The following is a 21,588-nucleotide window of genomic DNA, read 5'->3' as shown; positions in this document are numbered from 1 at the left end:
CAAGTCTGTTTTGACAGTTCAATAAAGAAAAATATTATAAGCAGATGTAATCTACTGCTGATTGATCGCTATAATTTATATAGACCATAAAAAATGATAATTCGTACGATTGAAGTAAAAAGGGGGATAGGATAAAATAGACACATAAATATAAATATAAATAATAGTTAACATAAATTAGGAAGGCTGTGAATCCATGTTCTCTTTTTTAAAAAAAGGAAAAAATAAATCCAAAAAAGACTATGATGAGTACTATGATGAAGACGAGTATGACGACGATGATTACGATGATGATGATTATGACGACGATGATTACGATGATGATTATGACGACGATGACGACGATGATGATTATGACGACGATGACGACGATGACGACGATGATGATTATGACGACGATGATGATGATTATGACGATGACGATGACGATGACGATGACGATGATGATTATGACGATGATGATTATGACGACGATGAAGATGAAGATGATTACGATGAAGCTCCGAAACGCTTCTCATTTAAAAAGAAAGAACAGTCTGAACCGGCTGCTCCTAAAAAGAAAAAGCGGCCGGCACCAGTTGTTGTCGATGATGATGAATTAGAAGAGCTGCAGGATGAGATTCAGGAATTAAAAGCTGAATTACGAAAAAGTCAACGAGCTCTTACAAAAGCAGAAACAGAAGCGGCTGAACTAAGAGAGGAAAATGTTTCCCTTGAAAATGAATTGGCTACAGTTCAGGCTGTACCGAAGGATTATGAAATCCGGATTGTTGAACTGCAGCAGCTGCAGAGAAAATATGATGAATTATCCAGAGAAAATACACGTCAGCTGGATGAACTTGACTTGAATCGCAAGAAAGCAGAACGTTTTTCTCAAAAAGTTCGTCAATATGAGCAGGAGTTACTTTCCAAACAGCAGGAAATTGATAAATTGTCTGAGGATAGAATTGTTATTATGTCAAATGATCCGACGACAACAGATACTTCTACTTATGAAGAATTATCAAGACTGCGTCAGGAGCTTGATTCTGCAAAACGCCGTTTGGCACAGCAAGAGCTTACTACTGAGACACAGTTATCTAAAGAAGATATTGGTGAAGTTCTTCTGGAAGCAAAACGTCAGGCGAAAGAAATTGTTAATCAGGCAAACCATCGCGCTCAGCTGATTAATGAGGAAGTTCAGCGGAAAGCTGTTATTCTAAAACGATTGGAAAAAGCGGAGCGGGAATATACAAATTATTACAATCGAATCAAAAATGTAAAAGAAGAGTCAGAATTGGCGTTCAGTCAGATCATCAATTTAGTTAAAGATGACCAAATGGATTTATAGAGAAGGGAGGAAGATTCAGTGAGTGAGGCATTTGATGTTTTTTTTCACCAAAAAGCAATTCCTGATTATTTAGGAACAACAATTTATGAAAACAGTTCTGCGGATGAGTTGCTGGTTTCATGTGAAGGCATCTATAGCCGAGTAACTGGAAGTAGTTTCTCTCCAATGGAGGAACAAAAGGTAGTTAAACAGTTACAGAATTCACAGAAGAACCGCGACTATCTAGAAATCCAATTTTTTCAGGTTCAGTTAGATGAAGAAGCATTGCTGGATGAATTGAAGGAGCTGTTTCCTCAGTTTCTGTGGACGAAAATGTCGGAAGAAATTGAAGCAGAATTCAGTACGTACGCCTGTGAGTTCATTCCCATTGCCATTCGTGATGAAAGTTATGATACACCGATCTATTTCAATATCATAGAAAGCCTTCAGCAAATGAAGGGTAACTTAAATGAATCCATCAGTGAAATGCTGGAGAAGCATCTGGATGAGATTTTGAATGAAGAAGATGATTCAGGATCGGCTGAAGAGCTGTCATTTCCAGTTAATGTAACTATTGATGAAACACCAGAAGAGGATGATTACGAGTATGAGCCGGTTGCTGCCAGCAGAAAAAGTCGTAAAAGTCGTAAAAATTCTGTTGACCTTCCTGCAGTCAGGAAGTCTTCAGAAAACTCCTTAGCTCGGACAGAAGAGAGTGAAATTGTTTATCTGAAAGAAAGTCTGAAGCGGGAAAAAGCGTCAAAGGAACGTGTGCGGGTAGCAAAAGAAAAATTGGAACACGAGCTGCTCGCTATAGAAAATAGTCTGCTTGTCAGCGGGTTAAAACGTTTTAAGAAGCACAGAAAAATAACTGTGGATGAAGAAGACTGGTACAAACCAGTTAAAATTGACCTGATTCATTATGATGATTTATATAAGAAAGCTAAGTTTATTGAACAGTCATGGAAGTTGAATAAGGAGTTAGTGACAATTACAGAGAAAATGATTGTTACAAAAGACGAACTTACTTATGAGCGCGAACGAGTTGAACGGATCAAGAACAGTGTTTCTGAGATGGATCTTCAGTCAATGATGGAGCAGTGTCATCTGATTAACAATCGCGTACGAATCAATCGCGGCTTCCTGTTCATAAAACCAAGTGTGAAGCTGTATCAGATTGATTATGAACAGCTTGAAAAAATCAGCGGCTTCTTTGATGTTATTCAAACAGAGAATCGTCTGCTGGAACAGATAATTCTTAATCAGGACAATGATAATAAATAAGTAAAGCTCTTGAAAAAGGAGATGTACAGATGAATTCTGGCACAATTCCTTTTTCAGGGCTTTTTTATTATAAAAATACCCATTTCCTATTCCTGTTTTCAATGAACTAAATGATGAGAAATAAATACATCCTCAGTACCATGACAAGTAACAGGTGTTGCTTCAAAATGAAAGATGTGATAAAAAATCAGTAAAAAATGATGGAGGATAATCATGTCTGTAATTGAAGCAAGAGCGTTGAAAAGAAGCTATGGACGAAATGAATCAAAGTTTGAAGCACTGAAGGGAATTGATCTTAAAATCGAACAAGGCGAGTCTATAGCAATTATTGGGAAAAGCGGTTCCGGCAAGTCTACATTAATGCATATTTTGGCATTATTGGATAAACCTACTTCGGGTGAAGTTTTATTGAATGGAAGCAGTGTTAAAAATATCAAGACAAAGGAACTGAACCATATGAGAAATGAAGGCTTTGGCTTTGTTTTTCAGCAGTTTTTTATGAATCCGAAAGATACAGTTTTAAATAATGTAATGCTTCCGTTAAAAATTGCCGGAATATCAGGACGTCAAAGAAAAGAAATGGCAATGAAGGCGTTGAAAGCAGTGGAACTGGAAGATAAGACCAACAATAAAGCAAATAATTTATCGGGAGGACAAAAACAGCGGGTTTGTATTGCACGTGCATTGGTAAATAATCCTCAGATTATTTTTGCTGATGAGCCGACCGGCAACCTCGATTCAACTACAGGGGAAAAAATTGAAAAATTATTATTTGATCTGAATAAAAAATCAGGAATTACACTGATTATAGTGACTCATGATGATGAATTAGCTGCTCGTTGTGATCGTCAAATACGTATTAAAGATGGAGAAATCATAGAAGGGGATGAATAAATGAAAATCAGTGATATTTTAAAATCAGCAGGAGCAAATTTATTAAGAAATAAAGGAAGAACGATTTTAACTGTTGTGGCAATATTTATTGGCGCCTTCACTATCTCTTTAACAACGGGTGTAAATACAGGTGTGAATGATTATATTGATAAACAAGTCAGCAGTGTAGGCGGAGAAAATCAGTTGTTTGTCCAGCCTAAGATGGAAACAGGAATGGAAAGCAGTGACGGGCCGGCTGAATATAATCCAGAACAGGCAAGTGCTGAAATGGAATACCTTTCAAACAGGGATTTGGATAAAGTAAAAGAGAAAAAAGGGATTAAAAAAGCAGAGCCTTTCATGTTCCTGTCAACTGACTATATTCAGGGGACGGGAGATAAAAAATTTGTTTTTTCTGCAGCAACACCGAGTGAGATAACAATAGATTTGGAAGCTGGGAAAGAAGTAACTTCAACTGGGGAAGCTTATGAACTAAATCTTGCTCCTGAATACTTGGAAAGCTTGGGTTATAAAAAAGCACAGGATGCTATAGGCGAAATAGTTAGAATTGCTGTCAGTTCTCAGGCAACAGGTGAGCAGGAAATTTTAGAAGCTAAAATTATCGGGGTTCGAACAACCAGCCTGATTCAAGGCGGTCAATCAATCGTCAGCAAGGCGTTGGGAAACAGAATTGCTGAAATTAATGAGAAAGGGCTGCCCGATGCAATGAAGAACCAGTATACTGCAATTTCAGCAGTGACGGCAGATGGACTGTCAACAGAGGAAGTCAAAGAAATCCAGAAGAAGCTGGAAGAGGACGGTTATACTGCAACGACTGTTGAAGATGAAATTGGTATGATTCGGGATATTATCAATGCTATCACTGGAGTATTAACAATGTTCGGAGCTATTGCCTTGTTGGCAGCCAGCTTTGGAATTATCAATACTCTGTATATGTCTGTTCAGGAAAGAACGAGAGAAATTGGTTTGATGAAAGCTATGGGATTGAGCAGCGGGAAAGTATTTATGATTTTCAGTGTTGAAGCAGCACTGATCGGATTCCTTGGTTCTGTCTTAGGAATTGCTGGTGCAATGGGGGCAAGTGTGTTTATTAATCAGTTTGCTGCAAAGTCATTTTTAGATGCATTAACTGGGTTTACGCTATTACAATTTTCGCCAATTTCCAGTCTCTCAATTATTGTCATCATTATGGTTATTGCGTTCCTTGCAGGAACACTGCCGGCAAGAAGAGCAGCAAGCTTAGATCCAATTGAGTCACTAAGGTATGAATAAATAAACGGAAACAGTAGTTGGAGAAAAAGGGAGCGGGACAGAAATAAAGTTCTGAACGCTTTTCGTATCTATCCCTGAATAAAGGTCAGTACAAATACTCATGAGGGCTATCACCCTCATGAGTATTTGTACTGACCTCCTTTTAATTTAGGGAATTCATCCATTTCTTGTGGATAACCAGATTGATAAAGAGAATGTTTCCCAAGTGAAATTCTTTGATTTTAAGCTTAAATGTATGCGACTTCGAGAAAATAAAAAATAATCAAGCAAAAATAGGCATATCTTTTTACTTACTTTTCGTAAGGGTGTATAGTAATAACAGTAGCAGTAATTATTGATTTGTAATGATGAAAGGATGGAAGTAAATTATGTCAAATTTTGTAAATGGATTAAAGAATCGTCGTTCAATTTATGCTTTAGGAAATAATCTGCCAAAGACAAGAGATGAACTTACTGCACTTGTTAAAGAAGTGGTAAAAGAAAGCCCGACTGCTTTTAACTCTCAAACACAACGGGTGGTATTTTTGTTTGGGGATGCCCATAAAAAACTGTGGGATATAACAGAGAAAGCGTTGAAGCCATTAACTCCTGCTGAAGCATTCCCTAATACTCAGGAGAAACTAAAAAGTTTTACTGCTGCTGCCGGTACTATTTTGTTCTTTGAAGATCAGGATATTGTTAAAAACCTGCAAGAGCAATTTGCATTGTATGCTGAAAATTTCCCTGTCTGGTCTGAACAAGCAAGCGGTCTGACTCAGGCTAATGTCTGGACCGCATTGGCAGAAATTAATATTGGCGCAAACTTGCAGCATTATAACCCAGTAATTGATGAAGCTGTTGCGAAAGAATGGAACATTCCAGACAGCTGGAAGTTAAGAGGCCAACTGGTATTTGGTTCAATCGAAGAACCTGCTGGTGAAAAAGAGTATATGAGTGATGAAAACCGATTTATGGAATTCAGCTAAGTAAATAGTAAATTTTTGGAACACTGGTATCATAGCGTCTATCGCTTGGGATATCAGTGTTTTTTTCAAGCAGCGGAGTAATTTTTTTTAAGTTCTATACTAAAGTATAGTAAAAAGGCAGAGAAGGACGAATATGCTGATTGTAATAGATGCTCGAAATTGTAATTTAGATCTGGCTGGTAAAAAGTATGCAGCACCTAATGAAGCGTTTATAAAAAGATTAAAGCTTAAAATACATGAGTCCATAAATAAAGAGAGTCCTGTCCTGTATACAAGAGATATTTCTGTTGAACAAAAAAGGGAAAAATGAGGATAGCTGGTGCAATAGTAGGCGATTTAAAGGAAGTTTTACAGATCAAAGCTCGGAACCAAGTCCGTAGCTTATTTCTAAAGGAAGCGGTGTAAATGCAGTAATATGGACAGATGGCAGAGCTGACCACAGTTTATATCTTTTTGGTATCAAAGGAAGCCGGTTGTGTTATAGGACAAATTTATTCGATTATCAGCGACAGCTTCTTTGCTTGATAGAAGAGGAGATGAGTAGTAATGCTATGGGCCAAAGGACGATCCGAATTTTTGAACCACTACTGTGGAAAAAGACTATAACCATTAGTAATGCTCTTTGGTAGAAGCTTATCTGGAAGATTGGGTGATTCCAATTGCCATTTTATAGGCGAGAGAGCGGCTGGGAAATTCATCTGATTCTGAAAAGAAAAAATTTGAAAAAGAGGTGTATCCTAAAAAAACAGAATAAGTACAACGATGAAAAAATCAATCAGGCTCTTTTGAATGATAATGTTAGGGTTTATTTTAAAGAAGATAGCTGACAGGTTCAGATTAAGGGAGTGAAAAGAGCTTCTGACTTATTTTCAACAAAAAGAAGCGGGTGAGCGATTCAAAGAGATACCAAGAATAAAGAATCAAAAGTAGTTACTTATAAAAAGACAGATCAGCTATATTCTGATTAAAGGGTACCTAAAAAATACATGAATATGGTTATTAGATATGCTGAGGAAAACGTATTGGCAGATTTGTTCCTGTTTAGGAAACTGAAAAAACAGATGAAGCTCGTATTCAATCTATTTGAAGTCTATTAAAAATGTTTCCTCAGTTTTTGCGTACATTATTATACTAGGTGAAAATAATGAATATGATACAATAATAAAAACTGAAAGTCGGAGAAAAAAATTCAATATTTGTGATGTATAAAATATCCAACTACACTGGAACACGTTGGATTTAAGAGGAGGCAGGAGTAATGAAAAAATATCAATGGTACAGCGATCAATGGGGAAAGCCGGGGAAAAATGATCAGGAGCTCTTTTTATTATTAACAGTGGGTGTCTTTCAAGCGGGCTTGAGCTGGCAGGCCGCGGCTGGGAAAAAAGATGTGCTGATGCGAAATTTTTGTGAGATGGATTTTCGACAGGTTGCTGCTTTCTTTCCAGATGATGTTGAGCGTATTGCAAAAGATCCTGATATGATCCGGAATCCAAGAAAGATAAAGGCAGTGATACAAAATGCACGTGCAATCGTCAGACTGCTGGAGGAGTACGACAGCTTTTCAGAGTATTTGTGGGATTTTGTTGGCGGAGTTCCTGTTGTAAAAAACTATAAATCAGAGGAAGAGATTCCTAATGTACTTCCAGAGGCAACAACGATTGCAAAGGACATGAAGAAAAGAGGTTTTTCCTTTGTAGGACCGGTAGTAACCTGTATGTTTTTGAAGGCTGCAGGAATAATAAAGGATGAAGCAGCTGTATAGATGTAAAGACTGGGTATAAAATGCAGAAGTACAAATATTTCTTGTGTTCATACCTTTTTATTTTCCTCTCGTATTTACAGATTGTTTCCGATAGAATTTAACGATTTTTGTAATGAATATCGAAACATTTATTCACTTTACAGCTTTTAATGATATGATTAAATTATCTTGTTGTAAAGGAGAGGGATTTGAAATGAAGAAAAGTGTAAAAACAGTATTATTATCTTTACTGGGAGGAGCAGCAATTCTTGCACTTGGACTAATCTTGGGGCAAAGCACAACGGCAAATGAACGGAAGGTGTATATTCCGGATGATAATCTTAGGTCAGAGATTGTTGAACAAGTGAAATGGAATCCTGAAACTGGGGAAGAAGAGCCCGTTGAAAATGAGCTTCCAACAGTTAGCCAAATGGAGCGGCTGGAACAATTGAGTGCCAGTAATGTAAGTTCTTTGGAAGGACTTCAATTTGCTAAAAATGTGACGAGTTTATCATATACAGCAAGTACCGATTTATATGTGGTTGATTTTCGCCCGATTAGCGGGATGGATAGCTTAGAGCAATTTTTCTGTTATTCTTTTGAACCGGGAAGAAGTACTCCGGTAGACATTACGCCCTTTGGAGAACTGAAAAATTTAAAGACACTTCACTTAGGTTATTATGGTTCTGTTTTTGATTTCAGTCCGCTTTCTGATTTAGAGAATTTAGAAAGGGTAACTGCTGTTGGTTATGGAAGGGTTGAATTTCCTGCAGTGTATGTTGATAGAACGACTAAAACATTTAATATGAGACATCCAGTTACTTACTCTACTCAGTTTGATGGTACATGTGGAGTTGAAGCAACTCTATGGGAGGCTGATGAAGAGGCTGGGGCTATTGGAGAAGCACAGCTAACATTGGAAGATCAGAAAATAACTATAAGCAATATCGAAGAAGAAACAACAACGATTCAATTTACTTTCAGCGCCAGCTCTCAGGACGGAAATTTTGATGCCGTGACAAATTGTGTCGTACCGATTATTTGGGAATAGATATTGATTTTAGACAAGCGGCTCACTGTTAAAAGCAGTCCCAAAATTTTTTAAGTATAAAACGGAAAGCGAAGGACTCCTAAGAGACTTTGCTTTTCGTTTTGTTGTACTTTCTAAAAGTTCGTTGTCTATCATTTGGTTTAAAAAGAAACTACCTCTTACTATTAACCTCTCTTAGGTCCTAGAATTCCATTCCGGGAAAATCAATAAAGTACTCGGGGGTTAAAAAGGTAATCAGCTGATACAAATAGTTTTGAGCGATGAATTGACGCTCCAGTCCCTTATTCAGTGCCTGAAGGGACTGCTCTGCCAATTTGATCAGCTCTGCTGGTGTATCAGCATTGAATGTATTCAGTATTTCTCTGACTGTGTCCAGTGACCAGATTGATGATCGAATCAGCCGGATGATCAGAAGTCTTCTTAATGCTTGTTCATCAAATTGTCGATAATTGCTTTCAACATCTCTGGGTATTTGGATGAGCCCTTCTTTAGACCAGTGACGGATCGTTGTTTCAGTAACAGACAAACGTTCGGCTGCTTCCCCAATGCTGATCCAGCCTTTTTTAGGCATGTGTGTAATCACATGACTTTCTTCTTCATGAAGCAATGCCAAAGTCTGCTCAGTAATATGCTTTTGTTGATGCAATTTAAACTGTGCATCATTAATCAGCCAAAATAATTGAATATATTTTCTTTTTTCAACAAGAGCTGTCATTTCTTTAGTCATTTGATAACCATAAGCAAGAGTACATGTTCGAACGGCTTTCAAGAAGTGCAAGCTTGTTTCTGTATAGATACGATAGCCGCTTGCAGAACGATCAGGTTTAGGAAACAGTCCGTATTTTTCATAATGTCGCAGCAGACTGGTGCTTATATTTAGTTTTTTTGCAATATCAATTGGACGATAATTCATTATAAACTCCTCTCTATGCTAAACTTTTAGTATAAGTATATTATAATAAAGGGCTTTTTAAAACAAAACTTTAGAATTTGCATTAAAGTGTTATGATAGGGTTGCTGCTATAAAAAGCAGAGTGTAGCATTGAAAATAAACAATTGAAGGAGGACGCGATATGATAGAATATCTGCGAATTACCGGTGCAAGAGAAAATAACTTAAAGAATGTGGATGTCGTTATCCCGAAGAGAAAAATAACTGTTTTTACAGGAGTATCTGGTTCAGGAAAGTCATCGATTGTATTTGAGACAATTGCAAGCGAATCGCAAAGACAGCTGAATGAAACCTTCAGTGCATTTGTTCGCTCTTTTTTACCAAAATACAAGGAGCCCAATGTAGATTCCATTGAGAATTTATCGACTTCGGTTGTAATTGATCAAAAAAGACTGGGTGGGAATTCCCGCTCAACGCTGGGAACAATTACGGATATCAATTCTTTATTGAGAGTATTATTTTCAAGAGTAGGTCAGCCAAGTATTGGAACAGCTAATCATTTTTCCTTTAATGACAAAGAAGGGATGTGCAGGGAATGTCAGGGGCTCGGAAGGAAAGTGGAAGTGGATGAAAATAAGCTTTTGGACCGGGAACAGTCATTGGCAGAAGGAGCCATTATTTTTCCGCCATTTAAAAACACAGAATGGTATATGAAAAGTTATCTTGATTCGGGATTGTTCGATGTAAATAAAAAGATTAAAGAATATACTTCGGAGGAACTGGAGCTTCTGTTGTATGGTCAGGATCTTAAAGTTAAAATTGATGGTGTGAATTCCAGCTATGAAGGTCTTGTCATCAAGTTTAATCGTCTCTATCTTATGAAAGAAGGGGAATTGACTGCACGAGCACAGAAAGTTTTAAATGAATATACACATGAAACGATTTGTCCTGTATGTGAAGGAAAAAGATTATCACAGAAAGCGTTACAGGTTCAAGTAGCCGGATATTCTATTGCTGATCTGACTGCTTTTCAGCTAAATGAACTACAGTCAGTACTTGAAACATTCGAGTTGCCGCAGGCGCTGCCTATTTTACGCGGTCTACAGGAAAAAGTCGGAAATTTGGTTGATATTGGGTTAGGCTATTTAAGTCTGGATCGGGAGACAGCGACGTTATCTGGAGGAGAATCTCAACGAGTGAAAATGGTAAAGCATTTGAACAATAGTCTGGTTGACTTGCTGTATATATTTGATGAGCCGAGTATTGGTTTGCATCCAAGAGATGTTCATCGGCTGAATGAGCTGCTGATTAAGCTAAGGGATAAGGGAAACACAGTCATTGTGATAGAGCATGATCCGGATGTGATTAAGATTGCTGATCAGGTCATAGAAGTGGGACCTCATGCAGGAAAGCATGGAGGAGAAATTATGTTCACTGGAAGTTATGGTGAGTTGCTGAACTCAAATACTCTGACAGGAACTTTTCTGAAAAATCAGGTGCCTATCAATCAGGAGCCGAGGGAGGCTGTTGATTTTTATCAGGGGAGGACCTCTTCTAGGCATAATCTGAAAAATATTTCATTAAATATTCCCAAAAAAACATTGAGTCTGATCACAGGAGTAGCCGGATCAGGGAAAAGCACATTGGTTAGAGAATCTTTTCTTGCTCAATTTCCAGAAGCTATTGTCATTGACCAAGCTGCTGCGCAGACAAATTCCCGCTCGAATCCTGCTACATATATTGGGATTATGGATGCCATAAGAAAATTGTTTGGTCAGGTAAACAGTGTCTCTCCTTCATTATTCAGCTACAATTCCACAGGAGCTTGTGAGAACTGTAAAGGGCAGGGATACATTGAAACGAATCTTGCATTTATGGATGCTGTAAAGTTGGAGTGCCCAGTCTGTGAAGGTAAAAGATTTAAGCAGGAAGTGCTGAGCTACCGATATCAGGACCTTACGATTAATGAAGTACTTGCTTTGACAGTAGAAGAAAGCTTGAATTTTTTCAATACTGCTGGGATAGTTAAAAAGCTGAAGGCAATGTCGCAGGTAGGGTTGGATTATTTAGCGATTGGTCAGCCGATGAGCACCTTATCTGGAGGAGAATGCCAGCGGATGAAGCTGGCAAGTGAGTTTTACAAACAAGGCAGTATTTATATTTTAGATGAACCTTCGACTGGGCTGCATCTTTCGGATATCGAACAAATTATGAAAATTATGAACCATCTCGTGGACCAAGGAAATACAGTAGTTGTGATTGAACACCATGTAGATATTATTCGACAGGCAGACTGGATTGTAGATATAGGACCTGATGGAGGGGATCGGGGCGGACAGATTGTTTTTGAAGGGAAACCTGCGGATATTAGTGAAACTAGTTCACTGACAGGAAAATACTTGTAAATAAAAAAGATACTGAATAATAAATAGTCAAAATTTGGAAAAGAAGAAACATGAGATTTCATAAACAAGCTCATGTTTCTTCTTTTTTGAACGGAATCTAATTTTATCTATTCTTTTAGTTGAGATAATAAAGCTGAGATTTATAGTTTTTCACCATTGGATTTAATAACTTCCTGATACCAGTCGAATGATTTTTTCTTATACCGATTCATTGAGCCGCTGCCATCATTATTTTTATCAACATAAATGAAACCATAACGCTTTTTCATTTCACCGGTCCCTGCTGAAACAAGATCAATAAAGCCCCACGGCGTATAGCCGATCAGATCAACTCCATCGTATGCCACAGCTTCTTTCATCGCTTCAATATGTGCTTTAAGATAATCAATACGATACTGATCATCCACAGTTTGAGCAGGTAGAAGTTCGTCTATTGCGCCAAAGCCGTTTTCAACGATAAATAAAGGCAATTCATATCGGTCATTAAGCCAGTTCATGGCATAACGGAGACCTTGAGGATCAATTTGCCACCCCCAGTCAGATGCTTCGACATAAGGATTTCTGACCAGATCTTTTGATTCGTTGTAATCAAATGCAGGGGCTTTATTTTCTCCCTTTACTGCAAACGACATATAGTAGCTGAAACCGATGTAATCTACACAGCCTTCAGCCAAAGTATCCAAGTCTTTGGAGGTGATATCCAGCCGATAGCCTTTGCGATCCAAATAACGTTCGATGGTACTTGGATAATGACCGCGTACATGAACATCTGTAAACCAGTATCTTTTCTGCATGGCACTGACTGAAGCCATCATGTCATCTGGTGAACAGGAATAAGGATAGATGGGAACCATAGCTGTCATACAGCCGATTTGCAGATCAGGTTTGATTTGGTGCCCTATTTTTACGGCTTCTGCACTGGCAACTAATTCATAGTGGGCAGCCTGATACATGATTTCTTCCCGGTTATCTTTTTCCGTATATTTGATTCCTGAATTTGTAAATGGAAAAAAGTCTTCTTCAAAATTTGTTTGGTTGTTGATTTCATTGAATGTCATCCAGTAGGTTACTTTATCTTTGTAACGTTCAAAGCAGACCTCAGCAAACCGGGTAAAAAAATCAATCAGCTTACGACTGCGCCAGCCGCCGTATTCTGTTACCAAATGATAAGGCATTTCGAAATGAGAGAGGGTAATGATCGGTTCAATTCCATAGTTCAAACATTCATCAAATAAGTCATCATAAAATTGCAGACCTTCTTCATTTGGTGTTTCTTCATCGCCGTTTGGAAAAATTCTGCTCCAGGCAATGGAGGTTCGAAAGCAGTTCAAGCCAAGCTCAGCAAACAGTTTCACATCTTCCTTGTAGCGGTGATAAAAATCAATTGCCTCATGGTTTGGATAATTTTCACCTGGAATAACACCATCTGTAATTTTTCTGGGTGTCCCGTGTGCACCGACTGTCAATACATCTGCGACGCTGATGCCTTTCCCCCCCTGATCCCAGCCGCCTTCCAGCTGATGGGCGGCGACTGCGCCGCCCCATAGAAAGTTCTTTTTTAAAATTGACATAATCATCGTCCTTTTCAATTGTTAGTGTATGATAATAGAAAATCTGGAACAGAAGCGCTTGTGTGAGATTATCTGCGCCGAAAACTGCAGGCAGGAAAAATTCTTCTGCGATAAGTCAGCGTATGAGCGGCTTCTGTCCCAGCATTTATCTGTATTTAGAAGGGCAGTTACAACCTCTTCCTGTGCTTAAGAATTATTGTGCTTCAATTTTTTCTAAAATACTTTCTTCAATGGGTTGATTTGTTTCCTGAGCATAGTTAATTGCATCCATCTTTCTTGCAAACGGCAGGTAGATGAAGAAGCCAAGTACCAGGACAAACGCCTGCAGTAATGCTGTCCGCCAGCCGCCGACAAGTAAGCCGGAAAGAATGGCTGGTGTTGTCCATGGAACCTGAACAGCTGTGAAAAGCGGTACCAACCCGGTATACAAGGCAAAATACGTAATGATAGAAGAAATAACAGGTGTTAAAATGAACGGAATCATCATGATTGGGTTCATAACAATTGGTGTTGCAAAAGTAATAGGCTCATTGATACCGAAAATTGCCGGCGCGAGTGATAGACGACCAAGCTGTTTGAACTGAGCTGATTTTGCAAAGAATACCATGAAGACAACTAATCCAATCGTCATACCGGCACCTGTAACAGTCTGGAACTGATCCATAAACTGTTTTGTCACGATATGTCCGCCATTTTCAATGGTCAGTGCTTTACCGGCCTTCAGGATTTCCGTGTTTTCCAAGGAGTTTGCCTGTAAAATCGGCTCCATGATCCCACCAACGATAGTTGAACCATGGACACCAAAAAACCAGAAAAATGGAACAAGGAAACCGATAATCAATGCTCCGCCAAGCGTATCTGTTACCCCTTGAAGCGGTGACTGCAGAATGTCGTAAATAAAGTCAAAGAATGTTGTGCTGAATACTTTATCAAAGAAAATATAAATCAGCATTGCACCAGTGATTAATGCTGCAGCAGGAATCAGTGCTGTAAATGAGTTTGCCACATTTTCAGGAACCTGTTCAGGCAGCTTGATTCGGATGTCATGACGCAGGAACCAGCTGTATACCCAGCCGACAACTAAACCAACAATAATGGAGGTGATCATTCCCTGACCGCCAGTCCAGGTTTTGTCAATAATATTGCCAATGGTCGCGCCGCTTTCTGCATCGGTCACTTCAGCAGCCATAAACAGAATAAAGATGACTAAACCGATCATACCGGCAGGAAGACCTTCAAAGCCTTCCGCTTTAACATAGGAATAAGCAATACCGATAACGGCAAAAACAGCCATAATAGCAAAAGATGCACCAAATGCCTGATTAAAATAGACGCCCAAACCAGATTCAGTTACCCAGTTCGCTGCCGGTTCATAAGGGATATTGGCAAGAAGCAGGAAAATAGAACCGACGATCGTAAATGGCATGGTGTACAGCATACCGTTTCTTAAAGCAGTAATTGGTTTTGTGTTAACAAATTTTAGTACGGGTGGAAGGATTTTGTCGTTCATCCATTCATTCATTCTAATTCATCTCCTCTAAAAATTAATCATGTAGAAAAATAAGTTCGTAGTGTGTATTCAGAAATAAAATACCCCGATTGACTGAATACGTTTACAAGATAACTATAAGAGATCAGATGAAAAAAATATATAGATTTTCTTCTTTGAGAAACATGTTCCGTCCAAAAAAACAAAGCAGACTTAAAACGCCGGTAAACCAACATTTTAATATCTGCTTTTCATAAGCTCTGAAACAAGAAATCAAATAGTTAAGGGATGAAACTGTTCATTTTAACCAGGATAGTTATTTATCCGCAGCTTGTGCTGAAAGCTGTTTTCCAGCCTGATGAGCAAGCAGCTCAATTAAAGCAATAACCGGAATTTGAGTGGTCAGATTAATATATGGATCTGCATAAGCAGATTTTTCGTCCGGCATATAATAGGAAATATTGTAATCTGCCAGTCGCGCAATTGTTGATGTTTCATCATTAGTAATACTTAAAATATGTGCATTGGATTTTTTGAAATCCAATACCATTTTAATCAGTTCAGAGGTTTCACCGGAAACAGACAAAACCACAACCAGTGTACTCTCAAATCCCCTTGGTGGAATAGGTGTAAATGGATCGCCTACGCTATAGGCATTGATTCCAATATTGGCAAAATACCGGCTGCCGTAGCCGCCTAAAACACCGCTGGTACCCAAACCAATAAAGACAACATGACGGGCGTTTAAAATCAGGTCAACTGCCGGTTTGAAGGTTTCCTGGTAAGTCTCGCGATTGATTTTTTTGAGAAACGAATCTACATGTACTGCAGAAGCATAATAATCTTCAAATTCACTTGGTTCGTTGTTTGCTTTCTTTACAGCAAATTTTAATTCAGAAAACCCTTCAAAGTCCATTTTGGTACAAAATCTTAAAATAGTTGAGGTTGAAACATGGCATTTTGCTGAAAGTTCGCGAATAGTCAGTTTAGGAATCTGTTCCAGATGTTCAATGATATATTGATAGACAATCAATTCCAAATCATTTAATGATTGAATTTTTTCCAAATCAAACAAAGCAGTTCCCCTCCCTATATAACGTCCTTTTCAGTTTACAATACAAAAGGAAAAACGTATAGCGATAGTTAATAGAGAAAACTAAAAATAATATAAAAAAGCGGTATTTCAATTAGTAAAAGAATTGAAATACCGCTTTTTGAAAATTAACAATTTTAAGTTCATCGTGGGTATATCTTAAAAAATCTGCATAAATGGGACCTACAAAATAAAATTTCTCAGATGCATTTTTTTGAGAGAAAAATGCATCTGCAAGTCAGACATTTCCAATGGAAGCCTGTTACATACTGAAAGTTGAAGACCTGTTTTCTCTATTCAGCTAGTTTCTTATTGAAGAAGCGTTGATAGAGAATGGAACCAATCAGAGAAAAAATCAATGGGCCCATTGCCAAACTGAGTGTCTGGCTGTAATTTTTTTCCATTAGCGGAACATACAACTGAGAAAGAATGGACAGAGTGATGGTCAGTACTACGCTTCGGCTGATAATAATGGGCAGCAGTTTCGGATGTACGTGCAGTATATCTGATTGTTTTGCATATCTTTTTTTGAAAGCCGGATAAGCAAGAGCAACAAGCAGATAAGGCAGTGCTCTTGAAATGTTCGTCATCATGGTCAGTTGATTGTAAAGCACGGAGACGTAAGAATTCCCCCATGTGACGGCCAGAATAAATAAACTGATTAGAAGACCTTGAATAAATAGGGCATTTGTCGGCATTTCCTGACTGTTTTTCTTTCGCATCCATAGAGGCCAGTAATGATCGGGGGTTCCTTCAACCAAAACCCGCAAAGGCAGATAAAAAATTGAAGAAAGCAGTCCAATATAAGATAGGAGCAGAGTTAGAGCAGTCAGACGACTAAAAAGCTGTCCTGTCCAAACTGCTGTTTCAGAAGATCCACCTAAAGCATTGGCCAACTGCTGCCCTGAAGTATTCATCAGGCTGTACATTAGATTTCCTAAATGGAGAGTTGGGTCCTGTTGGAGCTTTTGCCAGTCCATTGCGCCGCTCCACAAAAAAATACCTGTAAAATAGCAAAGAACAATCAGTACGCTGCTGATAATAACAAGACGGGGAAATTTTTTCTTCTCACTCCCAGTTTTATCTACCATACTGGCAATAGTATCCAGACCGCCAAAAGCAGTAATGGCAAAAATCATAAAGCTGAGTTTGGAAAGAACAGACCCTCCTTGAGCAGAAACAGACTTTTGTGCACTGGTCTGCAGGTGGGGAATAATTTGATCAGGCTGCAAAAGCTGAAGAAGCAAATTACTGCTGAAGCTGATGAAAACCAGCAGGCACATCAAGGTGCTGCTGATAACTAAAAGTCTGGTGATTGGCTTGAAGCCGCGGCTGCTGAGTGCCAATGTGCAGCAAACCGCAAATATGGAAAGCAGACCAATCAGCTGTGTTGTGCTGAAAAATGAGACAGGGCTCGCTTCCTTTGTAAGATCTTTCCCGACAAATAGAAGCGACAGAGGTATCCATAGTTTCATAAATAAACTGATCATCCAGACAAAATAACTGCAGTACCATAAAAAAGCAGCAATAAATGCGGTTTTCTCGGATAAACAATCAGACAGCCAGTGATACAAGCCGCCGGAATCATTTTTATAAACGGATGTAAATTCTGATATAATAAGAGCATATGGGATAAAATAAAAAACAGCCGCCCAAATAAAATAAGGCAGGGCACTCATACCCATAAGGAAGAATGCAGTTGTCAGACTGGAAAAAGAAAAAACTGTGGTTGTGATAATCATCACTAATCGTTTGGAACTGAGAATTTGTCTGTATTTAGTCATAGAAAGGTTTCCTTTATTTTTATAGATAGGTTTAATGATTTCAGCATAAAAAAGTTTAATGAATAAAACAAGTACTTTTAAAAAAAATAGGGAATAGGAGTATGAAAATGTCTGTTCAGATACAAGCGGAGATTGATAACATGAGGAAGCAGCTGCATGTTGATTTTATCGGAATTGCTTTGTCAAAAGTAAATGAAGGGACAAACAGCCGAACGATTCATTGGGCATATGTTTCAGGAAATACCAATGAAAATTACCGGAGAATCCGCCTTCAGGTTGGTAAGGGCATCGCAGGAATCGTATGGCGAACGGGTCGAAGCTATCAGGCTTCAGAGCTGCAGAGAAATCCAAAAAATCTGTTGGAGTTGCCGATTGCCAGAATGGAAAAGCTTGAAACTGCAGTTGCAGCACCAATTCTCAAAAATGGAAGAGTACAGGGGGTTTTACTGTTTGGTTCTCGGACCCCTAATGTGATGGAAATGGATCAATTAAAAAGTGTCGAAGATAAAGCAGAAGAGCTGATACCATTGTTGGAGGAATAGGATGGAAAAGAAAATATTTGAAGACATATTCTTGTCAGCTGCGGATGGATTGTATTTACTTTTTCGCTCAGGTGAAATCAAAAGAAATAAAGCAGCTGTTGAATTGGAGAAGCAGATGAAGGTTCCACTGCAAAAAATTATTGAGATTGCAAATGGAAAAGGCTGTATGCTGCATACTACGATGGAAAACTGTCTGAACTGTGAAGTGAAGGAAAACTGGACCAAAGAAGTATTCCCGCTTATTTTGGAAACAAAAGACGGTCGTCAGGAGCATTTCAGCGGCAGTTTGACTGAGGTATCTGATGAGGTCGAGCTGTTGAGTCTCAGACGCGCAGATGCTCAGGACAAGCTGCGTCAGGTAATTGAAAATAAGCGTTTAATTGAATATGTCAATCAGGCGCATGAAACCGAAAGAAAAGCAATTTCTCAGGAACTTCATGATGGTCTGGCACAAAGTATATACAGTCTGATGCTGGATGTCAGACTGTTGAAACGTCTAAATCAGAAAGAAGAGCAGCTGTATAAGATCAGTGAAATTGATAAGGATTTTGTAGAGCTGTTACGTGAAGTGAAGCAGCTTGCCATTGACCTTCGACCAACAGCACTGGATGATCTGGGGTTGATTCCGGCAATTGAAGCTTTGCTGCAGCGGTTGATGGAAACTACGGGTGTGATGATTCATTTTATTCCAGTTTTGGGACAGCAGCGTTTTTCAGATAAGGTCGAGACAGTGACATACAGAGTCTTGCAGGAAAGTCTGATGAACAGCATTAAGTATGCAGAAGTTGATGAAATCTGGGTTATGCTGCATGACCGGGAGAACCTGCTTCATTTGGAGGTTAGGGACCATGGGAAAGGCTTCTCAATTGCGGGCATTAGGAAAGAAACATCTGGGGGCCTGGGGCTGCTGCATATGCGGGAACGTGCCGAATCTGTTGGCGGAATATTAAACATACAAAGTGAAATAGAGAAAGGAACAACAGTTGTGCTGATGCTGCCTATCAAACAGGGAGGAACCTATGAATATAATAATAGCAGATGATCATGCGGTGGTTCGAAGCGGATTGCGCCTCCTGTTGGAATCAGATCCGGAAATTCAGGTTGTCGGGGATGCAGCAGACGGCACAGAAACATTTTTATTGCTGGATCAGCATCCAGTTGATATTGTGTTGATGGATGTTCGGATGCCGCCGGGAGAAAATGGATTGCAGACAACCCAGCGGATCAGTGAGCGCTTTCCAAAAATAAAAGTAGTGATTCTGAGTATGCATGACGAAGAAGAATATTTAAGAAAAGCGCTGGAGTATGGAGCATGGGGATATATTTTGAAAAGCTCCTCAGATGAAGCGCTGTTGGCGGCTCTTCGAAAAGTCATGACAGGAGAGCATGTCATTGATCCCATATTTAACATTGCGGATCCTCAGAAGTGGCTGAGCGAACCTGCGAAAGAGCAGGAGCAGTTATATGAACGATTGTCCAAGAGAGAGCGGGAGGTATTACCGTTAGTTTCTTTGGGGTACAGCAATAAGGAGATTGCAGAGCGCTTGTTTATCTCTGTAAAAACAGTGGAAGTGCATAAGTCTAATTTAATGAAAAAACTGAAGGTTGAAACTTTTTCTGAGTTGTTGCAGTATAGTATAAAGCATCAGCTGATTGATTTGTGAGGTGAAGGGGAATGAATGGGATAGTATATGTGTTTCATGGTAGTCAGAAAGAAGAAAAGAATAAAGCAGCGATGGATTTTGTTCAGCAGCTGAAGAATCGGCTGAATGAGGTGGCTCTTCAAGAGGCAGCGTTTCTTGAAAATCATCCATGGACAATTCAGCGGCAGATTGAACAGTTGATTGAAAAGGGTGCAGACCGAATAGTGATCGTTCCTGTTTTGCTGTTTGCTGCCAGACATGCGTTAGTGGATATTCCGATGGAAACAAAAAAAGTTCAGAAAAAATATCCGGGAATTGACATTGAGCAGACAGAAACCTTTGGAGATAAAGAAGGCAGCCGTCAGATTTTATTGGAACGCTTTATTCAGGCGAGAGCAGAGTGCAAGCCCAAAGATACTGCAGGTGTCCTTCTAGCTCACGGGACAAAAAGAACGGAAGAACCTCAAAAGATGTTGGAAGAGATTGCAGGGGAACTGCAAGAAAAGACAGAATTGCCTGTTACAGCCATGAGTCTAAAAGGACAGGAAGATTATATTGAGCAAATTTACGGATTATTGCAAAAATATTCTCAGTTGATTATTGTTCCGTTCTTTTTATTTGACGGACATCTGATTCATCTGCTGAAGGAACGTCTGACCAAAGAGTTTCCGAATCATACTTTCATAATTACACCGACACTGGAATTTGATCACAGGATTCTTGATGATTTGGAAAAAATTGTTCGTGAGGCGCTTTATGTACCCAATAATGATTGATCTAACGAATAAAAAGATTGTTGTAATCGGCGGTGGAACTATTGCTTTAAGGAAAGTAGAGCACTTGCTTGCAGCTGGGGGCAGACCAACTGTCATTGCTCTGGAAATTAAAGAAGAATTCCAACTACTGGAAGAGATTGAGCTGATTAAAGCTTCTTATCAAAAAGAACAGCTAAAGGAAGCACAGTTGATTTTCGCATGTACTGATTCAAAGGCGGTTAACCAAAGGATCGTTGATGATGCAGAGGATTGGCAATGGGTGAATGATTGCAGTCAAAAGAAAAATAGTGATTTTTTTAACATGGCAGTGATTGAAAATGAAGAAGTTCTTATTGCGTTATCCAGCTTTGGAAAATCTCCTGCGAACATTAAGCAAGTAAAAAATCATTTGAAGGAATTTTTAGAGAAGGAAAGCAAACAATGAGACAAAGCTATGTGAAATGATTCTTAATCTTAGGGGCGTTTTGCTCAAAAAATAAAGGAAAAGGTTGAAGTTGTGACAAAGCTTCCTCATGTGACGAGAAATCGCAGGAGCAAATGTCTTTATGCGACGAGAAATCGCAGGAGCAAATGTCTTTATGCGACGAGAAATCGCAGGAGCAAATGTCTTTATGCGACGAGAAATCGCAGGAGCAAATGTCTTTATGCGACGAGTAATCGCAGGAGCAAGAGTAGGTACGCTCGCCGCTTGTAAGCTCTAAATTGTGATGAGCACTTATGCGAGAAAATATCGAATTACTTCATTCTTCGATGCAATAAGGCGGACAATCCGAAATTTATCAAGAGATACTATTTTTGAATTTACCCAAAATTTTAGAAACAAATACAGAGAATCATTGAACTAACAGCATTTCGAAGCGTATTTCATTTGTTTA

General features: G+C 38.9%; 20 protein-coding genes. 15 read left to right on the top strand and 5 right to left on the bottom strand.

From position 1 onward, the window contains the following. Window positions 1-196: 196 nt before the first annotated feature. From LI951_RS06025 to LI951_RS05990, 8 genes are all read left to right on the top strand, one after another. Window positions 197-1,330 (top strand): hypothetical protein, encoded by a 1,134-nt coding sequence (locus LI951_RS06025; RefSeq protein ID WP_229441600.1) that lies wholly within the window; start codon window positions 197-199, stop codon window positions 1,328-1,330. A gap of 18 nt (window positions 1,331-1,348) precedes the next feature. Further along, window positions 1,349-2,593: a hypothetical protein gene (locus LI951_RS06020; RefSeq protein ID WP_202066725.1), complete on the top strand. Its 1,245-nt coding sequence runs from the start codon at window positions 1,349-1,351 to the stop codon at window positions 2,591-2,593. A gap of 213 nt (window positions 2,594-2,806) precedes the next feature. Beyond that, window positions 2,807-3,487 carry an ABC transporter ATP-binding protein gene (locus LI951_RS06015; protein WP_202066726.1) on the top strand — a complete coding sequence of 227 codons (681 nt, stop codon included), beginning with the start codon at window positions 2,807-2,809 and terminating at the stop codon, window positions 3,485-3,487. Beyond that, window positions 3,488-4,759, top strand: a complete 1,272-nt coding sequence (locus tag LI951_RS06010; RefSeq protein WP_229441599.1) for an ABC transporter permease — start codon at window positions 3,488-3,490, stop codon at window positions 4,757-4,759. Window positions 4,760-5,127: 368 nt separating this feature from the next. Next, window positions 5,128-5,724 carry a nitroreductase family protein gene (locus tag LI951_RS06005; RefSeq protein ID WP_202066728.1) on the top strand — a complete coding sequence of 199 codons (597 nt, stop codon included), beginning with the start codon at window positions 5,128-5,130 and terminating at the stop codon, window positions 5,722-5,724. 133 nt (window positions 5,725-5,857) lie between these two features. Then, window positions 5,858-6,034, top strand: coding sequence for a hypothetical protein (locus LI951_RS06000; RefSeq protein WP_202066729.1), 177 nt, complete (start codon window positions 5,858-5,860; stop codon window positions 6,032-6,034). A gap of 948 nt (window positions 6,035-6,982) precedes the next feature. Next, window positions 6,983-7,489 carry a DNA-3-methyladenine glycosylase I gene (locus LI951_RS05995; protein WP_229441598.1) on the top strand — a complete coding sequence of 169 codons (507 nt, stop codon included), beginning with the start codon at window positions 6,983-6,985 and terminating at the stop codon, window positions 7,487-7,489. A 193-nt stretch (window positions 7,490-7,682) separates the two neighbouring features. After that, window positions 7,683-8,519, top strand: a complete 837-nt coding sequence (locus LI951_RS05990; RefSeq protein ID WP_229441597.1) for a hypothetical protein — start codon at window positions 7,683-7,685, stop codon at window positions 8,517-8,519. 181 nt (window positions 8,520-8,700) lie between these two features. Here the strand turns inward: LI951_RS05990 and LI951_RS05985 are convergent, their stop codons facing one another. Continuing rightward, a complete protein-coding gene (locus LI951_RS05985; RefSeq protein WP_202066731.1) occupies window positions 8,701-9,432 on the bottom strand; it encodes a MerR family transcriptional regulator in 732 nt (243 codons plus the stop codon). Between the two features lie 160 nt (window positions 9,433-9,592). On the opposite strand from LI951_RS05985, the gene LI951_RS05980 reads away from it, so the two are divergent. Next, complete coding sequence (locus LI951_RS05980) at window positions 9,593-11,815, top strand: ATP-binding cassette domain-containing protein (protein WP_229441596.1); 2,223 nt, start codon at window positions 9,593-9,595, stop codon at window positions 11,813-11,815. Window positions 11,816-11,955: 140 nt separating this feature from the next. Here LI951_RS05980 and LI951_RS05975 read toward each other — a convergent pair whose 3' ends face one another. The 4 genes from LI951_RS05975 to LI951_RS05960 all read right to left on the bottom strand — a co-directional run bounded on the left by LI951_RS05975 (window position 11,956) and on the right by LI951_RS05960 (window position 17,752). After that, entirely contained in the window at window positions 11,956-13,386 is a 1,431-nt protein-coding gene (locus tag LI951_RS05975; protein WP_229441595.1) for a 6-phospho-beta-glucosidase, read from the bottom strand. A 193-nt stretch (window positions 13,387-13,579) separates the two neighbouring features. Next, entirely contained in the window at window positions 13,580-14,908 is a 1,329-nt protein-coding gene (locus LI951_RS05970; RefSeq protein WP_202066734.1) for a PTS sugar transporter subunit IIC, read from the bottom strand. Window positions 14,909-15,191: 283 nt separating this feature from the next. Then, a complete protein-coding gene (locus LI951_RS05965; RefSeq protein WP_202066735.1) occupies window positions 15,192-15,950 on the bottom strand; it encodes a MurR/RpiR family transcriptional regulator in 759 nt (252 codons plus the stop codon). Window positions 15,951-16,261: 311 nt separating this feature from the next. Next, the gene (locus LI951_RS05960) at window positions 16,262-17,752 is read right to left on the bottom strand and encodes an amino acid permease (protein WP_229441594.1); all 1,491 of its coding nucleotides are present in this window, start codon (window positions 17,750-17,752) and stop codon (window positions 16,262-16,264) included. A 107-nt stretch (window positions 17,753-17,859) separates the two neighbouring features. Here LI951_RS05960 and LI951_RS05955 point away from each other — a divergent pair, with 107 nt between their 5' ends. From LI951_RS05955 to LI951_RS05930, 6 genes are all read left to right on the top strand, one after another. Beyond that, window positions 17,860-18,294, top strand: a complete 435-nt coding sequence (locus LI951_RS05955) for a GAF domain-containing protein (protein WP_229441593.1) — start codon at window positions 17,860-17,862, stop codon at window positions 18,292-18,294. Window position 18,295: 1 nt separating this feature from the next. Beyond that, window positions 18,296-19,336, top strand: a complete 1,041-nt coding sequence (locus LI951_RS05950; protein WP_229441592.1) for a sensor histidine kinase — start codon at window positions 18,296-18,298, stop codon at window positions 19,334-19,336. Beyond that, window positions 19,314-19,958 (top strand): response regulator, encoded by a 645-nt coding sequence (locus tag LI951_RS05945; RefSeq protein WP_202066739.1) that lies wholly within the window; start codon window positions 19,314-19,316, stop codon window positions 19,956-19,958. The genes LI951_RS05950 and LI951_RS05945 overlap by 23 nt, the downstream gene beginning before the upstream one ends. A gap of 11 nt (window positions 19,959-19,969) precedes the next feature. After that, window positions 19,970-20,713, top strand: a complete 744-nt coding sequence (locus LI951_RS05940) for a sirohydrochlorin chelatase (protein WP_229441591.1) — start codon at window positions 19,970-19,972, stop codon at window positions 20,711-20,713. Further along, on the top strand, window positions 20,694-21,137 hold the full coding sequence (locus LI951_RS05935; RefSeq protein ID WP_229441590.1) for a precorrin-2 dehydrogenase/sirohydrochlorin ferrochelatase family protein: 444 nt from the start codon (window positions 20,694-20,696) through the stop codon (window positions 21,135-21,137). Before LI951_RS05940 ends, LI951_RS05935 begins: the two co-directional genes overlap by 20 nt. 121 nt (window positions 21,138-21,258) lie before the next feature. Next, window positions 21,259-21,414 carry a hypothetical protein gene (locus tag LI951_RS05930; RefSeq protein ID WP_229441589.1) on the top strand — a complete coding sequence of 52 codons (156 nt, stop codon included), beginning with the start codon at window positions 21,259-21,261 and terminating at the stop codon, window positions 21,412-21,414. Window positions 21,415-21,588: the final 174 nt, after the last annotated feature.

It is taken from the genome of Enterococcus sp. BWT-B8 (assembly GCF_020567625.1).
Lineage (GTDB): Bacteria > Bacillota > Bacilli > Lactobacillales > Enterococcaceae > Enterococcus_L.
Note: the sequence above shows the minus strand (reverse complement) of the source record. Positions and strands in the feature narration are given on the sequence as shown.

What these genes read in the sequence shown, in the direction of transcription:
- LI951_RS05995 (WP_229441598.1), top strand. Translation starts at nt 6,983, where the DNA reads ATGAAAAAATATCAATGGTACAGCGATCAATGGGGAAAGCCGGGGAAA.
- LI951_RS05955 (WP_229441593.1), top strand. Translation starts at nt 17,860, where the DNA reads ATGTCTGTTCAGATACAAGCGGAGATTGATAACATGAGGAAGCAGCTG.
- LI951_RS05980 (WP_229441596.1), top strand. Translation starts at nt 9,593, where the DNA reads ATGATAGAATATCTGCGAATTACCGGTGCAAGAGAAAATAACTTAAAG.
- LI951_RS05930 (WP_229441589.1), top strand. Translation starts at nt 21,259, where the DNA reads ATGCGACGAGAAATCGCAGGAGCAAATGTCTTTATGCGACGAGAAATC.
- LI951_RS05970 (WP_202066734.1), bottom strand. Translation starts at nt 14,908, where the DNA reads ATGAATGAATGGATGAACGACAAAATCCTTCCACCCGTACTAAAATTT.
- LI951_RS05975 (WP_229441595.1), bottom strand. Translation starts at nt 13,386, where the DNA reads ATGTCAATTTTAAAAAAGAACTTTCTATGGGGCGGCGCAGTCGCCGCC.
- LI951_RS05960 (WP_229441594.1), bottom strand. Translation starts at nt 17,752, where the DNA reads ATGACTAAATACAGACAAATTCTCAGTTCCAAACGATTAGTGATGATT.
- LI951_RS05945 (WP_202066739.1), top strand. Translation starts at nt 19,314, where the DNA reads ATGAATATAATAATAGCAGATGATCATGCGGTGGTTCGAAGCGGATTG.
- LI951_RS05950 (WP_229441592.1), top strand. Translation starts at nt 18,296, where the DNA reads ATGGAAAAGAAAATATTTGAAGACATATTCTTGTCAGCTGCGGATGGA.
- LI951_RS06015 (WP_202066726.1), top strand. Translation starts at nt 2,807, where the DNA reads ATGTCTGTAATTGAAGCAAGAGCGTTGAAAAGAAGCTATGGACGAAAT.
- LI951_RS05935 (WP_229441590.1), top strand. Translation starts at nt 20,694, where the DNA reads ATGTACCCAATAATGATTGATCTAACGAATAAAAAGATTGTTGTAATC.
- LI951_RS06025 (WP_229441600.1), top strand. Translation starts at nt 197, where the DNA reads ATGTTCTCTTTTTTAAAAAAAGGAAAAAATAAATCCAAAAAAGACTAT.
- LI951_RS06010 (WP_229441599.1), top strand. Translation starts at nt 3,488, where the DNA reads ATGAAAATCAGTGATATTTTAAAATCAGCAGGAGCAAATTTATTAAGA.
- LI951_RS05940 (WP_229441591.1), top strand. Translation starts at nt 19,970, where the DNA reads ATGAATGGGATAGTATATGTGTTTCATGGTAGTCAGAAAGAAGAAAAG.
- LI951_RS06005 (WP_202066728.1), top strand. Translation starts at nt 5,128, where the DNA reads ATGTCAAATTTTGTAAATGGATTAAAGAATCGTCGTTCAATTTATGCT.
- LI951_RS05985 (WP_202066731.1), bottom strand. Translation starts at nt 9,432, where the DNA reads ATGAATTATCGTCCAATTGATATTGCAAAAAAACTAAATATAAGCACC.
- LI951_RS06000 (WP_202066729.1), top strand. Translation starts at nt 5,858, where the DNA reads ATGCTGATTGTAATAGATGCTCGAAATTGTAATTTAGATCTGGCTGGT.
- LI951_RS05990 (WP_229441597.1), top strand. Translation starts at nt 7,683, where the DNA reads ATGAAGAAAAGTGTAAAAACAGTATTATTATCTTTACTGGGAGGAGCA.